The 15,097-nt window shown below is 70.3% G+C and carries 11 protein-coding genes; 10 read left to right on the plus strand and 1 reads right to left on the minus strand.

The annotated features are described in order from the left end of the window. The first annotated feature begins 1 nt into the window (after position 1). The 6 genes from ACFVS8_RS13465 to yicI all read left to right on the plus strand — a co-directional run bounded on the left by ACFVS8_RS13465 (position 2) and on the right by yicI (position 8,222). Positions 2–985: a GlxA family transcriptional regulator gene (locus tag ACFVS8_RS13465; protein ID WP_387062998.1), complete on the plus strand. Its 984-nt coding sequence runs from the start codon at positions 2–4 to the stop codon at positions 983–985. Between the two features lie 275 nt (positions 986–1,260). After that, a complete protein-coding gene (locus tag ACFVS8_RS13470) occupies positions 1,261–2,283 on the plus strand; it encodes a LacI family DNA-binding transcriptional regulator (protein ID WP_387063001.1) in 1,023 nt (340 codons plus the stop codon). Positions 2,284–2,433: 150 nt separating this feature from the next. Next, positions 2,434–3,726, plus strand: a complete 1,293-nt coding sequence (locus ACFVS8_RS13475) for an ABC transporter substrate-binding protein (RefSeq protein WP_387063004.1) — start codon at positions 2,434–2,436, stop codon at positions 3,724–3,726. A gap of 196 nt (positions 3,727–3,922) precedes the next feature. Further along, positions 3,923–4,834, plus strand: a complete 912-nt coding sequence (locus ACFVS8_RS13480) for a carbohydrate ABC transporter permease (protein ID WP_387063885.1) — start codon at positions 3,923–3,925, stop codon at positions 4,832–4,834. Further along, on the plus strand, positions 4,834–5,877 hold the full coding sequence (locus ACFVS8_RS13485) for a carbohydrate ABC transporter permease (RefSeq protein ID WP_387063007.1): 1,044 nt from the start codon (positions 4,834–4,836) through the stop codon (positions 5,875–5,877). The genes ACFVS8_RS13480 and ACFVS8_RS13485 overlap by 1 nt, the downstream gene beginning before the upstream one ends. Positions 5,878–5,957: 80 nt before the next feature. Continuing rightward, positions 5,958–8,222 carry an alpha-xylosidase gene (yicI, locus tag ACFVS8_RS13490; RefSeq protein ID WP_387063010.1) on the plus strand — a complete coding sequence of 755 codons (2,265 nt, stop codon included), beginning with the start codon at positions 5,958–5,960 and terminating at the stop codon, positions 8,220–8,222. A gap of 297 nt (positions 8,223–8,519) precedes the next feature. On the opposite strand, the gene ACFVS8_RS13495 is transcribed toward yicI, so the two are convergent. Beyond that, positions 8,520–9,548, minus strand: a complete 1,029-nt coding sequence (locus ACFVS8_RS13495) for a LacI family DNA-binding transcriptional regulator (RefSeq protein ID WP_387063013.1) — start codon at positions 9,546–9,548, stop codon at positions 8,520–8,522. 165 nt (positions 9,549–9,713) lie between these two features. Here ACFVS8_RS13495 and ACFVS8_RS13500 point away from each other — a divergent pair, with 165 nt between their 5' ends. From ACFVS8_RS13500 to ACFVS8_RS13515, 4 genes are all read left to right on the plus strand, one after another. Then, positions 9,714–11,012, plus strand: coding sequence for an ABC transporter substrate-binding protein (locus ACFVS8_RS13500; protein ID WP_387063016.1), 1,299 nt, complete (start codon positions 9,714–9,716; stop codon positions 11,010–11,012). Positions 11,013–11,123: 111 nt separating this feature from the next. Beyond that, positions 11,124–12,056 carry a carbohydrate ABC transporter permease gene (locus ACFVS8_RS13505; protein WP_387063019.1) on the plus strand — a complete coding sequence of 311 codons (933 nt, stop codon included), beginning with the start codon at positions 11,124–11,126 and terminating at the stop codon, positions 12,054–12,056. Then, a complete protein-coding gene (locus ACFVS8_RS13510; RefSeq protein ID WP_387063022.1) occupies positions 12,056–13,021 on the plus strand; it encodes a carbohydrate ABC transporter permease in 966 nt (321 codons plus the stop codon). Before ACFVS8_RS13505 ends, ACFVS8_RS13510 begins: the two co-directional genes overlap by 1 nt. A gap of 2 nt (positions 13,022–13,023) precedes the next feature. Continuing rightward, positions 13,024–15,027: a glycoside hydrolase family 127 protein gene (locus ACFVS8_RS13515; RefSeq protein ID WP_387063025.1), complete on the plus strand. Its 2,004-nt coding sequence runs from the start codon at positions 13,024–13,026 to the stop codon at positions 15,025–15,027. Positions 15,028–15,097 lie beyond the last annotated feature (70 nt).

Here is a 15,097-nt window from a genome sequence, read left to right on the forward strand (position 1 = left end):
CATGGCCGCCGACATCGACCGCACTGCCCGGGTGCAGCGCCCGCACCGGGTCGCCGTGCTCGTGCTCGAGGGCGCCAAGCCGCTCGACGTCGGGATCCCGGCGCAGATCTTCACCACTCGGGCGTCGATGCCGTACGAGGTGCGCGTGTGCGGCGCTGCGCCCGGCCCGGTGACCGGCGGCGACGGCCTCTCGTACCACGTGGCCGACGGCCTCGAGGCGTTCGAGTGGGCCGAGACGATCTTCATCCCGGGCTACCGGCATCCCGATGTCGAGCCGCCGCCTGCGGCGGTCGTCGACGCCCTCCGTGCCGCGCACGAGCGGGGTGCGAGGCTCGCCGCGATCTCGACGGGGGCGTTCGCGCTCGCGGCGACGGGGCTGCTCGACGGACGCCGGGCCACGACGCACTGGCACTACACGAAGGCGCTCGCCACGCGGCATCCGCTCGTGCAGGTCGACGAGAACGTGCTGTTCGTCGACGAGGGCCGGGTGCTGACCTCGGCGGGTGCGGCCTCGGGCATCGACCTCTGCCTGCACCTCGTGCGCCGCGACCACGGCGTGGCGCTGTCGAACCACGTCGCGCGCCGGCTCGTGGCGGCGCCGTACCGCAGCGGCGGCCAGGCGCAGTACGTGCCGCGGGCCCTGCCCGACGACCTGGGCGAACTGTTCGCCGCGACCCGGCACTGGGCGCTCGAGCGCATCGAGGAGCCGCTGACGCTCGCCGACCTCGCGCGCAACGCGAACGTGTCGACCCGCACGTTCTCGCGCAGGTTCGTCGAGGACACCGGGTACACGCCCATGCAGTGGATCCTGCGCGCGCGCGTCGACCTCGCGCGCGAGCTGCTCGAGCGCACCGACCTCGGCGTCGAGCAGATCGCCGCCCGCGTCGGGCTCGGCACGGGTGCCAACCTGCGGTTGCACTTCCACCGCGTGCTCGGCACGTCGCCGATCGAGTACCGGCACACGTTCCGGTCGCCGGTCGAGTAGGGCGCGCCCGACCGCGAACCGCTGCCCGACGACCGCCGACCGCGGACCGCAGACCGCGGCTCGCTGCCCGGCGCCCGACCGCGGCCCGCGTGTCCGGCGCCCGACCGCGGCCCGAGAGCCCCACGCGCGCGGCATCCAGAACCGAATTGTGGTTCATTCCAACAAAACACTTGCGCGCGGCGCATCGCATCACGTACTCTCGCTGTCACATCGTCGAAGCGCTTCGAAACCATCGGGTGCCGACGACACCGAGGGGTCCAAAGGGGGGTGCCGAGATGGCGACGATCAGTGATGTTGCGAAGGTCGCGGGCGTCTCCATCTCGACCGTCTCCTACGCCCTCTCGGGCAAGCGCACGATCGCGGCGTCGACCCGCCAGCGCATCGAGGCCGCCATCCGCGAACTCGACTACGAGCCCAACGCCGGCGCGCGCATGCTCGCCGGCACGACGACGAACATCCTCGCGCTCTCGGCGCCGATCCACACCGACGGGCACCTGCCGACGCACATGCGGTTCGTCACCGCGGTCGTCGACACGGCGCGCAAGCACGACTACGACGTGCTGCTGCTCGCGACCGACGACGACGTCTCGGGCATCCGCCGGGTCGCGGCGTCGTCGCTCGTCGACGGGGTCGTGGCCATGGGCGTCAAGGCCCACGACGAGCGCGTCGACATCGTGCGCCGCGCCGCGCTGCCCGCGGCCTTCATCGGCATCCCCGGAGAAGACGGGCACAGCGGCGACGGCGTCGCGTGCGTCGACCTCGACTTCGAGCGCGCGGGGCGGCTCGCCGTTTCGACGCTCGCCGAGGTCGGACACCGCTCGATCGGGGTCGTCGGCCACCCGCCGACGTACCTCGCGCGCGGCACCGGCTTCGTGCAGCGGTTCAACGTGGGGCTCGAGGCCGAGGCGGCCGCCCGCGGCATCCGGGTCGCCGTCGTGTCGCCCACGCTCGCCCGCGGCGACGCCGAGCGCTCGTTCGACAGCCTGCTCGAGCGCTCGCCCGACCTGACGGCCGTGATCTTCCACTGCAACGAGCCGGTCGTCGAGGCGGTGCTGCGTCGCGTGCGCGAGCGCGGCCTCGACGTGCCGGGCGACCTGTCGCTGTTCGCCGCGTGCGCGAGTTACGACACCTCGCACCTCGTGATCCCGCTCAGCTGCATTCCCCTGCCACTCGACCAGATGTGCCGCATCGCGGTCGAGTCAGCCCTGCGCCAGGTGCGCGGCGCGGACGCCCTCGGCGTCGAACTCATCACCCCCGTCGCAGAGCACCGCGGTTCGGTCGCACGACCGCGGAACTGAGGCATCCGACCACCCATCACCGAAGCACGGCCCGTCGACGCATCGTCATCATCGAAGCGCTTCGACACCTTCCGCACGACCACCGGATCGCATGCGACCACCGATCCGGATCCCCCCACACCGACTGCACCACACGAGAGGAAACGCACCATGGGAATCACCAAGCGCGGCATCGGCGCCGTCGCCGCACTGGCCGCGACGGCCGCACTGCTCACCGGCTGCTCGACGGGCGGCGAGTCCGACCCGAACACCCTGAAGCTCTGGCACTTCGAGGGCACCGACAGCGATGTCGGCATCGCCTGGAACAAGGCCATCGAGATCTTCGAGGAGGAGACCGGCGCCACCGTCGAGTACGAGGACAAGAGCTTCGAGCAGATCCGCTCGACCGCCAGCCAGGTGCTCAACTCCAACGAGGCACCGGATGTCATGGAGTCGCCCAAGGGCAACGCCACCGCCGGCCTGCTCGCGAGCCAGGGCCTGCTCGCCGACATCACCGACGCGGTCGAGGAGTACGGCTGGGACGACATGCTCGCCCCGTCGCTGCAGACCACCGCGAAGTACTCCGACGAGGGCATCATGGGCTCCGGCCCCTGGTACGGCGTGCCGAACTACGGCGAGTACGTCACCGTCTACTACAACAAGACCGCGTTCGACGAGAAGGGCCTCACCGAGCCCACCACGTACGCCGAGTTCGAGGACATCCTCGACGCGTTCGCGAAGGACGGCACCACGCCGCTCGCCGAGGCCGGCGCCGAGTACCCGCTCGGCCAGCTCTTCTACCAGCTCGCGCTCTCGCAGGCCGACCGGCAGTTCGTGAACGACTACCAGCTCTACGAGAACCCGGTCGACTGGCAGGGCCCCGAGCTCACCTACGCCGCCGAGAAGCTCGTCGAGTACGTCGACAACGGCTGGATCTCGCAGGACTCCACCGGCCTCAAGGCCGAGGACATGGGCGTCGGCTTCATGAGCGGCGAGTACCCGATGATGGTCTCCGGCTCCTGGTGGGCCGGCCGCGTCATCAACGAGGCCACCACGTTCGAGTGGGACACCTTCGCGTTCCCCGAGTCGCCGCTCGTGCCGGGCTCGTCGGGCAACATCTGGGTCGTGCCCGAGAACGCGGCGAACAAGGACCTCGCCTACAAGTTCATCGACATCACGATGCGCCCCGAGATCCAGGCCCTCATCGGCAACAACGGCTCGATCCCCGTCGCGGCCGACCCGGCCGACATCACCGACGAGAAGTCGGCCGCGCTCATCACCGAGTTCAACGAGGTCGTCGCCGAGGACGGACTCTCGTTCTACCCCGACTGGCCCACGCCGAACTTCTACGACCAGCTCGTCGGCGCCCTGCAGGAACTCGTGAACGGCACCCTCACGCCCGAGCAGACGCTCGAGCAGCTCGGCACCGAGTACGACGACGGCGTCGCCGACATCATCGGCTGACCCGCACGCCTCCGGCCGGCGGCGCGGTGCGGTCTGCGCATGACGCGCACCGCGCAGCACGCGCCACGCGCACCGCCCGCCGGCCGGAGGCCCCGGCCGAACCCTCGAACGGTTCGGCGCGACATCTCCACCGAAAGGAACCACCGTGGTTTCCACCCTCGCCGCACGGCCCCGCGGGTCGCGGCGCACCGACGGCATGAGTGCCATCTCGGGCGTGCGATCGAGCGGGTTCTGGTTCTACCTGATCCCGGGCCTGCTGCTCTTCACGTTCATCATCCTCATTCCGCTGGTCTGGAACGTATACCTCAGCTTCACCGACTGGCGGGGCGTCCGCCCGCCGGAGTTCATCGGCTTCGAGAACTGGATCGAGCTGTTCCAGGACCAGAAGTTCTGGGCGTCCTTCCGCAACTCGCTCTCGATGATCGTCGCCATGGTGATCATCCCGACGCTGCTCGGCCTCGTGCTCGCGGCCCTGCTGTTCGACGTCATCGGCCGCAAGTTCGGCGGCCGCCTCGCGAGCTTCCTGCGCGCGACCTACTACCTGCCGCAAATCCTGCCCGTCGCGATCGCCGCGATCGTCATCGGGTGGATCCTCCGCCCCGAGAACGGCGCGCTCAACACCATGCTCGAGACCATCGGGCTCGGCGCGCTCCAGCACAACTGGCTCGGCAGCCCCGACACGGCGATGCTCTCGATCATGGCCGTCATGGTCTGGGTGCAGATCGGCTACCCGGTCGTCATCTTCATGGCCGCACTCCAGCGCGTCGACCCCGAGCTGTACGAGGCCGCCGAGCTCGACGGCGCCGGGTGGTTCCAGCGGTTCCGCTACATCACGGTCTCGGCGATCCGCCCCGAGATCTTCGTGGTGACGCTGACCTGCACGATCGCCGCGCTCAAGGTGTTCGGCCCGATCTACGCCCTCACGGGCGGCGGGCCCGGCACGGCGACGATCGTGCCCTCCTACTACTCGTACATCCAGTTCTTCCAGAGCCAGCAGGTCGGCTACGGCGCGACCATCGCGACGGCGCTCACGGTCGTGGTCGTGCTCGTCGCGATCGGCTTCATCCGGCTGCAGGCCCGTGTCGAACGACAGGAGGGTGAGCGCTGATGTCGCCCACGAACGCAGACATGCACACCGCGCGCACGCACACCGAATCCATCACGACCCGGGATGCCGCGCCCCTCACGCCGCTCTCGGCGGCGGGCGCCGGCACCGTGCCGCTCGTCGGCGCCGACCGGGTGCTCGGCGACGGGCGAGGAGGGCCGCGCCTCGGCATCCGTCGCCCGAACCGCACCGGCCGGCCGCCGCGCGACCGCTCGCCCCAGGCGAAGAAGACCGCGAAGGACTGGATCTGGCTGGGGCTCGCGATCGTGTTCGGCCTGCTCGTGGCCGTGCCGTTCATCCTGATCCTGATCAACTCGTTCAAGTCGCCGGCCGACTACAACACGTCGGGCCCGCTCATGCTGCCGAAGGAGCTCTACTTCGACGGCATCGTGACGTTCTGGGAGCGCGTCGACTTTCCGCAGAAGCTCTGGAACAGCTTCATCATCTCGGGGTCGGTCGCGGTGCTCGCGGTCGCGCTCTCGGTGCTGAACGCCTACGCGCTCGGCATCGGGCGGGTGAAGTACCGCACCGGCATCCTGCTGCTGTTCCTGCTCGCCGACCTCATTCCGCAGGAGGCGCTGCTCTACCCGCTGTACTACATGTTCAAGGGGGTGGGCCTCTACGATACGCAGCTCGCGATCATCATCATCTTCACGGTGATCCAGGCCGCGTTCGGCACCTACCTGCTCTCGAGCGTGTTCGGCACGTTCCCGAAGGAGGTGCTCGAGGCCGCGGCGCTCGACGGCGCCGGCAAGCTGCGCACGCTCGTGAAGGTCGTGCTGCCGATCAGCAAGGGCACGCTCTCGGTGCTGCTCATCTTCTTCTTCATCTGGACGTGGAACGAGTTCCTCATCCCCCTCACGTTCCTGATCTCGAACGACAACCAGACGGTGCCGGTCGCGATCACGACGCTGCAGGGCGACCGGCTCATGGACGTCACGACGACGAGCGCCTCGGCGCTGCTCGGCGTGATCCCGACGCTGATCTTCTTCCTCATCTTCCAGCGCACGCTCACGCGCGGCATCACCGCCGGCGCGGTCAAGTAGCGCGCGCCGGCAGCGCGACACCACCAGTACGAACAGCGGATGCCGCGGCAGCGGCCCGTGCGAAAGGAACACCTGCTCCCATGAAGTTCACCGACGGGTTCTGGCAGATCAGGCCGGGCATCGAACCCCTCTACGGCCGGGAGGCGTACGACATCCGGGCCGACGGCGAGCACCGCCTGCAGGTCTTCGCGACGACCGGGGTCATCGCCAAGCGCGGCGACACGCTCAACCGGCCGCTGCTCACCGTGACGCTCTGGTCGCCGCTGGCCGACGTCATCGGCGTGCGCATCGAGCACCACTCCGGTGGGCCGAAACCGCTGGGCTTCGACCTCGTCGGCGCGCAGGACGGGCACGGCGTCGTCGTGGTCGACGAGACGGGCGGCCGGCTCACCTCCGGCCGTCTCTCGGTGCGCGTCGCACCGGGCGCGCCGTTCGGGCTCGCATTCGAAGACGACGGCCGCACGATCGTCTCCGCCGGCGACAAGTCGATCGCCAACATGCGGGTGCGCCCCGACGCGCAGCTCGACGGCGTGCCAGTCGGCAACGCCCGCGAGGGCACGGCGCGCGCCGCGGCATCCGCCTACACGCTGCAGCAGCTCTCGCTGGGCGTGGGCGAGCTCGTCTACGGCCTCGGCGAGCGGTTCGGGCCGCTCGTGAAGAACGGGCAGACGGTCGACATCTGGAACGCCGACGGCGGCACCTCGTCGGAGCAGGCGTACAAGAACGTGCCGTTCTACGTGACGAACCGCGGGTACGGCGTGCTCGTGAACGACACCGGGCACGTGTCGTACGAGATCGGCTCCGAGGCGGTCGAGCGCGTGCAGTTCTCGGTGCCGGGGGAGTCGCTGGAGTACTTCGTCATCGCCGGCGGCACGCCGGCGGGCGTGCTCGAGCGGTACACCGAGCTCGTCGGCCGGCCTGCGCAGGTGCCCGCCTGGTCGTACGGACTCTGGCTGTCGACGTCGTTCACGACCGACTACGACGAGGCGACCGTGAACCGCTTCGTCGACGAGATGGCCGCGCGCGAGCTGCCCGTGAGCGTGTTCCACTTCGACTGCTTCTGGATGCGCGAGTTCAACTGGTGCGACTTCGAGTGGGACCCGCGCACGTTCCCCGACCCCGACGGCATGCTCGCGCGACTGCACGACAAGGGCCTGCGCGTCTGCGTCTGGCTGAACCCCTACATCGGGCAGCGCTCGAAGCTGTTCGCCGAGGCCGCCGAGCGCGGCTACCTCGTGAAGCGCCCCGACGGCTCGGTGTGGCAGTGGGACCTCTGGCAGGCGGGCATGGGCCTCGTCGACTTCACGAACCCCGACGCGACGCGCTGGTACCAGGACCACCTGCGGGCGCTCGTGGCGCAGGGCGTCGACTGCTTCAAGACCGACTTCGGCGAGCGGATCCCGATCGAGGTCGAGTACTTCGACGGCTCGGCGCCCGACCGCATGCACAACCGCTACACGCAGCTCTACAACGAGGCCGTGTTCGAGGTGCTCGAGCAGGAACGCGGGGCGGGTGAGGCCGTGCTGTTCGCACGTTCGGCGACGACCGGCGGGCAGCGCCTGCCCGTGCACTGGGGCGGCGACTCGACGTCGACCTACGAGTCGATGGCCGAGACGCTGCGCGGCGGCCTGTCGCTCGCCCTGTCGGGCTTCTCGTTCTGGAGTCACGACATCGGCGGCTTCGAGGGCACTCCGGATGCCGCGGTGTTCAAGCGCTGGGTCGCGTTCGGCCTGCTCGGCACGCACTCGCGGTTCCACGGCTCGGGCTCGTACCGGGTGCCGTGGGCGTTCGACGAGGAGGCCGTCGAGGTCACGCGCGTCTTCACGAAGCTGAAGCTCTCGCTCATGCCGTACCTGTACCAGCAGGGCCTCGACGCCTCGGCGACGGGCGTGCCGGTGATGCGGCCCATGGCGCTCGAGTTCCCCGACGACCCGGGCGCGGCGTACCTCGACCGGCAGTACATGCTGGGGTCGTCGCTGCTCGTGGCACCCGTGTTCTCGGAGTCGGGCGAGGTGGAGTTCTCCCTGCCCGCCGGGCGCTGGACGAACTGGTGGACCGGCGAGGTCGTCGACTCCGCAGGCGGCTGGCGGCGCGAGGTGCACGGCTTCGACACCGTGCCGCTCTACGTGCGCGAGGGCGCGGTGCTGGCGATCGGCGCCGACACGACGCGGCCCGACTCGGACTACTTCGACGGGCTCACCGTGCGCGTCTACCCCGGGGCGACGGATGCCTCGGGCACGACGGTGACGGCACCGGACGGGCGGTCGGCACGGTTCACCGTGTCGGGGGAGACCGTCGCCGCCGAGGGCGATGCGGGCGACGCCTGGGGGGCGGAGTTCGTCTGAGCCTCGCCTCGGCGGGTGCGGGCGCCCGGCGGCTTCGGCTGCCGGGCGCCCGTTCGCGTGCGGGGCCGCGCGCCCCATGCGCAGCGCGTGCTCGCCGCGTCCGCCCCGCGTTCCTCGAATCGTGTGGCCTTCGCAGGATGAACTCCGCGACACGCCGACGTGGGTCGCTGCGGCACCGCGTGTCGTCCCGTTCATCCTGAATTGCCGACGGCCGACGGCCGACGGCCGACGGCCGACGGCCGACGCCGACGGGTGACGGCCGACGGCGGTGGTCGGGCGCCGGAACGCGGGAACCGCTCAGCGACGCTCGATCGTCGACCCGCGGATCACGAGCCGCACGGGCAGGTGGTGCACCCCGCGGTCGGGCTCGCCGCCGTCGATCGCGTCGAAGATGCGCATGGCGGCGGTGCGGCCGAGCTGCTGCAGGTTGGCGTCGATGCTCGTGAGCTCGGGCCGCGAGTTCAGCGCGAGCACCTCCCAGTTGTCGTAGCCGATGACGGCGACGTCTTCTGGCACCCGCTTGCCGAGGTCGCGGAGCGTGTCGATGACGCCGCGGGCGATCTGGTCGGAGCCCGCGACGATGCCGTCGATGTCGGGGTGCTGCGCGAGCAGCATGCCCGCGGCGGCGCGACCCCAGTGCTCGCTCCAACTCGAGGTCATGACATCGCCGACGAGGTCGAGCCCGGCCTCGGCGAGGGCGGCGCGAACGCCGACGACGCGATCTTGAGCTGCCGCGTACTCGGGTTCGCCCGTGATGTGGGCGATGCGTCGTCGGCCGGTCGAGAGCAAGTGCTCGACGGCCAAGCGCCCGCCCGCGACGTTGTCGGGCGTGACCGAGACGTCGGCGGGGTCGTCTGACGGAGCGTAGGCGTAGACCACGGGCACCGGCAGGCCCTGGCCGAGCGACGGGCGCGGATCGGTCTGGCGGCCGACGACGATGATGCCGTCGACGCGGCGGTTGAGCAGCGCCTTGAGGTGGTGCTGCTCGCGGATCGTGTCGCCGCGCGCATCGCAGAGGAACACGTTGATCTGGCCGGCGCCGAAGGCGTCTTCGGCGCCCATGAGGATCGGGATGACGAAGCGGCCCTCGAGGTCGCTCGTGAGCAGGCCGACGGTGCCGGTGCGGCCCGCGATGAGGCTGCGCGCGAGCGAGTTGGGCGTGAACGAGAGCTGTTCGGCGGCCTCGATCACGCGCTGACGAGTGGCCGGGGCAACCTGGTCGCGGCCGTTGATGGCCTTCGACGCGGTGGCGAGGGAGACGCCGGCCATGCGCGCGACGTCGTTGAGCGTCGCGGCCTTCTGGGCCCCCGCACCGCTGCGTGCCATGTGTCGCCTCCTCCACTGAAACGCTACCGGTCGTCGCTCTTGACGGCCGGGAGATTCACACTGTAGCGTGCCGAAAGGCCTTTCGGGAATTTCGGAAAGCCAGCACCAGCACCCCACATTCCGGGCGTCGCGGCGCCCGCTCAAGGACGAGCAAGGAGAACACGGATGAGATCACGCAATCGCCGGATGACGCGGGTCGGGGCTCTGCTCGCGGCCGGCGCCCTCACGATCGGGCTGGCCGCCTGCTCCGGCGGCGACAGCGGCGGCGGCTCCTCGAGCCTCGCCGACGCCGGCGCCGAGGGCGTCGACGACGGTACGACCCTCACGCTCTGGACCCGCGCGCCCCTCGAGAAGCAGGCCAACCTGCTCGTCGACGCGTACAACGAGACCCACGAGAACCAGGTCGAGCTCACGGTGGTGCCGAACGACGACTACGTCGCGAAGGTGGGCGCCGCCGCCGGTTCGAACGGCCTGCCCGACCTGTTCGCGGCCGACATCGTCTACGTGCCGAACTGGGTGAAGCAGGGGCTCTTCCAGGACATCACGGCGAACATCGACGGCTTCGACTTCAAGGACTCGATCAACAAGGGCCACCTCTCGGCCGGCACGCTCGACGACAAGGAGTACGTGCTGCCGTTCGTGCTCGACCTCTCGATGCTGTTCTGGAACAAGGAGCTCGCGACCGAGGCCGGGCTCGACGCCGAGGCGGGCCCCGCGAACCTCGAGGAGTTCGCCGAGTGGGCGAAGGCCATCCAGGGCCTGAACAAGCCCGACACCTACGGCACCGCGACGGGCCTGAACTGCGGCGGATGCCTCGTGTTCACCTGGTTCCCGAGCGTGTGGGCCGACGGCGAGGAGGTCATGAACCCCGAGGGCACCGAGTCGCTGCTCGCCAGCGACACGTCGAAGGAGATCTACTCGACGTGGAAGGACCTCTGGGACTCGGGCGCCGTGCTGCCCGCGTCGAAGGACGAGGCCGGCCCCACCTGGACCGCCGCGTTCACCGAGGGCAAGGTCGGCATCATGCCGTACCCGGCCACGCTGCTGAGCTCCACGCCGTTCGACGTCGGGGTCTCCGGCCTCGTCGGCCCCGAGGGCGGCGCGTCGACCTTCGTCGGCGGCGACGGCATCGGCGTCTCGAAGGACTCGAAGAAGGCCGCGCAGGCGTGGAACTTCCTCAGCTGGATGATGAGCGAAGACGCGCAGGTCGGCGTGCTCGCGAAGGACAACGACGTGGTCTCGCGGTCCGACCTCGCCGACAACGAGTACTCCTCGAAGGACCCGCGCCTCATCACGATCAACGAGGTCGCCGGCCAGGGCGACACCCCGGTCGCGATCAACTTCCAGCAGGCGTTCAACGCGCCGAACAGCCCGTGGCTCACGATGGTGCGCAACGCCGTGCTCGGCGACGCCTCGACCATCGACGCCGACAACGACGAGATCACGGCGGTGCTCTCGCAGTGACGGTGGCCCGGTCTTCGGTGCCCTGAGTCGCCGACGACCGAGCGGATGCCTCGTGCGACCGCCGCACGAGGCATCCGCCCCACCCCGAACCGCCGACCGAAAGGCCCCACCATGACCGCCACGCTCCCCGCCGCGGCATCCGCCCCGGAGAGACCACGGCCGAAGCCGCGGCGCAGCCGCCGCGCCAGGCGCAGTGCGCTCACCGGCTGGCTCTTCGCCCTGCCGACCGCGCTGTTCGTGCTGCTGCTGTTCGGCCTCCCGCTCCTGCTCGTGCTGCAGATGTCGGCGAGCGACTGGCCGCTGCTCGGCGGCAACCAGGGCTGGAACCTGCCGCAGAACTACGTCGACGCAGTCGACAACCGCTTCTTCATGGACTCGGTCTGGTTCACCCTGAAGTACACCGTGCTCACCACGGTGATCCTGCTCGCGCTGAGCCTCGGGCTCGCCATGCTCGTGCAGGAGTCGACCAGGTGGAAGGGCCTGCTGCGCACCTCGTTCCTGGTGCCGAGCGCGCTCGGACTGGCATCCGCCTCGCTGCTCTTCTACGTCATCTACTCGCCGATCGCCGGGCCGTTCGCCGACCTCATGAAGGCGTGGGGCTTCACATTCCTCGGCACGCCCGACGGCGCGCTGTGGTCGACGATCTTCCTCATCGTCTGGCGGTACGCGGGCTTCTACATGCTGCTCATGCTCGTCGGGCTCCAGGGCATCCCCGACGATGTCTACGAGGCCGCGCGCATCGACGGCGCCTCGCGGTGGCAGACCTTCCGCAGCGTGACCATTCCGCTGCTGCGCCCGACGCTCGCACTGACCACGGTGCTCTGCGTCACGGGTTCGCTGCTCGCGTTCGAGCAGTTCTACATCCTCACCAAGGGCGGGCCGGACAACTCGACCATCACGGTCGTGCAGCTCATCTACGGCATCGCGTTCCAGGGCCAGAACGACCTCGGAGTCGCGGGGGCGCTCTCGGTGATCGTGCTGCTCGCCCTCGTGGTGATCAACATCGCGCAGATCCGCGCGTTCGGGAGGAAGGCGGAAGACTGATGTCGACGACCATGCCGCGCCGCTCGCGCGACCCGCTCGCGGCCGTGCCGCCCACCGACTCGACGATCGCGCTGACCGCGCCGAACCACCGAGGGGGCTCGCGCAGCGGGGCGGGGGCGCCCGGCCGCCGGAGGCCCCCGACCACGTTCGCCGGCATCGCGATGCGCACGCCCTACTGGGTGGTCACCGCCGCGCTCGCGCTGCTGTTCCTCTACCCGCTCATCTGGACCGCGATCTCGTCGGTCTCGCCGCTCGCGGGCACGAACCAGACCGACGGGTGGGGCTTCGGCAACTACGTCACGCTCGCGAACTACCAGGCCGGCATCTGGGTGTACCTGCTGAACTCGACGTTCGTGTCGCTGCTCACGGTGCTGCTCACGCTCACGGTGTCGCTGCTCGGCGGCTACGCGTTCGCCCGGTTCAGCTTTCCGGGCAAGGACCTGCTGTTCCTCTCGACGCTCGCGATCCTCATGGTGCCGTACGCGACGCTGCTGATTCCGCTGTACGTGCTGCTGAACACGGTCGGGCTCTCGAACTCGCTCGTGGGCGTGGCGCTCGTGCTCACGATGTTCCAGCTGCCGTTCTCGATGTTCATGATGCGCATCTCGTTCGAGTCGGTGCCGCGCGAGCTCGACGAGGCCGCGATGGTCGACGGATGCTCCGCCTGGACGGTGCTCTGGCGCGTGCTCGTGCCGGCAGTCAAGCCCGGGCTCATCACGGTCGGGCTGTTCGCCTTCCTCGCGGCGTGGAACGACTTCATGGCCCCGCTGATCCTCATCAACGACTCGAACCGCATGACGCTGCCGCTCGCGATCTCGAACCTCCGCGGCCAGGTGCAGGGCGTCGTCGACTACGGCGCCACCGAGGCCGGCGTGGTCGTGCTCGCGCTGCCGTGCATCCTGCTGTTCCTCATTCTCCAACGTCACTACGTGCGCGGCTTCATGTCGGGCGCCTTCAAGGGATGACCATGACCACTGCTCCGACGACCACCACGACCCACGCCGTCCCCGTCGCCCCGTCGACCGGCGCCCTGCGCCCGCTCGGCCTCGACGAGGTGCGCATCACCGGAGGGCTCTGGGCCGATCGCCAACGCGTGAACGGCACGGCCACGCTCGATCACATCGAGGGCTGGCTCGAACGCGAGGGCTGGCTCGCCAACTACGACCTCGCGGTCTCGGGCGGGCTCGTCGACGGTCGGCGCGGTCGCGAGTTCAGCGACTCCGAGGTCTACAAGTACCTGGAGGCGCTCTCGTGGGAGATCGGCCGGCTTCGAGCGGTGGCGGATGCCGCGGGCGGGCACGATGCCGCAGGCGAACCCGGTTCCCGGGCCGGCCGCGAGGGTGACGACGAGGCGGATGCCGCGGCATCCGTCGACCGTCTCGAAGCCCGCCTGCGCGCGATCGTCGCGCGGATCGCCGCCGCGCAGGAGGCAGACGGCTACCTGAACACGCGGTTCGGCCGCCCGGGGCAGGAGCCGCGCTGGAGCGACCTCGAGTGGGGGCACGAGCTGTACTGCCTCGGGCACCTGTTCCAGGCGGCGGTCGCCCGGGTGCGAACGCGCCCCGACGCCGACGACGGCCTCGTCGAGGTCGCCCGCCGCGCCGCCGACCTCGTGTGCGAGGTGTTCGGCGAGGGCGGCGACGAACGCATCTGCGGGCACGCCGAGGTCGAGGTGGGCCTGGCCGAGCTGGGGCGCGCGTTGGGGGAACCGCGCTACCTCGACCAGGCCCGCCTCTTCGTCGATCGTCACGGACGAGGCACTCTCGCCGACATCGAGTGGGGCCGCTCGTACTACCAGGACGACGTCGCCGTGCGCGACGCCGAGGCCCTTCGCGGCCACTCGGTGCGGGCCAACTACCTCGCCGCGGGCGCGACCGATGTCGCCGTCGAGTTCGACGACCTCGAGCTGTTCACCGCGCTCGACCGCCAGTGGCACCGCACGCGCGAGCGGCGCACCTACGTCACGGGCGGGCAGGGCTCGCACCATCAGGACGAGGCGTTCGGCGAGGACTGGGAGCTGCCGAGCGACCGCGCCTACTCCGAGACCTGCGCGGGCGTGGCCTCCGTCATGTTCAGCTGGCGCCTGCTGCTCGCGAACGGCGACTCGCACTACGCCGACCTCATCGAGCGCACGCTCTTCAACGTGATCGAGACGTCGCCCGATGCCGACGGCACGGCGTTCTACTACGCGAACACCCTGCACCAGCGCGTGCCCGGCGCGCCCGCCGACCCCGACGTGGTGTCGCCCCGTGCGCACTCCTCGCTGCGCGCGCCCTGGTTCGACGTGTCGTGCTGCCCGCCGAACACGGCCCGCACGTTCGCGAGCCTCGCCGCCTACCTCGCGACAGCGGATGCCTCGGGCGTGCAGCTGCACCAGTACGCACCGTCGATCGTGCGCACCGCGCTCGAGGGCGGCCGCGAGGTCGCGTTCGAGGTCGGCACCGAATACCCGAGGTCGGGCTCGATCGTGGTGCGCATGCTCGAGGATTCGCCCGAGCCGTGGCAGCTGTCGCTGCGGGTGCCGTCGTGGGCCGTTGGTGCGCAGCTGTCGTTGCGCCCGGCCGACGGCGAGCTCGAGCAGCACTGGTCGGCCGCGCCGGGCATGGTGTCGGTCGAGCGCGCGTTCGCCGCGGGCGACGAGGTCGTGCTCGACCTTCCGATCGCGCCGACGTTCGTCTCGCCCGACTCGCGGGTCGACGCGGTGCGCGGTTGCCTCGTCGTGGAGCGCGGCCCTGAGGTCTTCGCCCTCGAGTCGGTCGACCTGGCCGGAACACCGCTCGAGGCATCCGACTTCGCCGACCTACGGGTCGACGCGTCGGCGGAGCCGGTCGACGCCGGCTCGGGGGCGGGCGTCGTCGTGCGCATCGTCGACGCGCGAACGGATGCCGCGGCCGACGTCTCGCTCGTGGCGTACCACGCCTGGGCCGAGCGCGGGCCGTCGACGATGCGGGTCTGGGTCCCGGCGCTCTGACGGTCGCGCGTCGGGATCGAACACGGAACGGGCGCCCGGTGGAATCCCACCGGGCGCCCGTTCGTGCGTG

This window comes from Agromyces sp. NPDC058110 (assembly GCF_042884735.1).
Classification (GTDB): Bacteria; Actinomycetota; Actinomycetes; order Actinomycetales; family Microbacteriaceae; genus Agromyces.

Coding starts and splice junctions, on each gene's coding strand:
- ACFVS8_RS13465 (WP_387062998.1), top strand. CDS start 2: ATGGCCGCCGACATCGACCGCACTGCCCGGGTGCAGCGCCCGCACCGG.
- ACFVS8_RS13470 (WP_387063001.1), top strand. CDS start 1,261: ATGGCGACGATCAGTGATGTTGCGAAGGTCGCGGGCGTCTCCATCTCG.
- ACFVS8_RS13475 (WP_387063004.1), top strand. CDS start 2,434: ATGGGAATCACCAAGCGCGGCATCGGCGCCGTCGCCGCACTGGCCGCG.
- ACFVS8_RS13480 (WP_387063885.1), top strand. CDS start 3,923: ATGAGTGCCATCTCGGGCGTGCGATCGAGCGGGTTCTGGTTCTACCTG.
- ACFVS8_RS13485 (WP_387063007.1), top strand. CDS start 4,834: ATGTCGCCCACGAACGCAGACATGCACACCGCGCGCACGCACACCGAA.
- yicI (WP_387063010.1), top strand. CDS start 5,958: ATGAAGTTCACCGACGGGTTCTGGCAGATCAGGCCGGGCATCGAACCC.
- ACFVS8_RS13495 (WP_387063013.1), bottom strand. CDS start 9,548: ATGGCACGCAGCGGTGCGGGGGCCCAGAAGGCCGCGACGCTCAACGAC.
- ACFVS8_RS13500 (WP_387063016.1), top strand. CDS start 9,714: ATGAGATCACGCAATCGCCGGATGACGCGGGTCGGGGCTCTGCTCGCG.
- ACFVS8_RS13505 (WP_387063019.1), top strand. CDS start 11,124: ATGACCGCCACGCTCCCCGCCGCGGCATCCGCCCCGGAGAGACCACGG.
- ACFVS8_RS13510 (WP_387063022.1), top strand. CDS start 12,056: ATGTCGACGACCATGCCGCGCCGCTCGCGCGACCCGCTCGCGGCCGTG.
- ACFVS8_RS13515 (WP_387063025.1), top strand. CDS start 13,024: ATGACCACTGCTCCGACGACCACCACGACCCACGCCGTCCCCGTCGCC.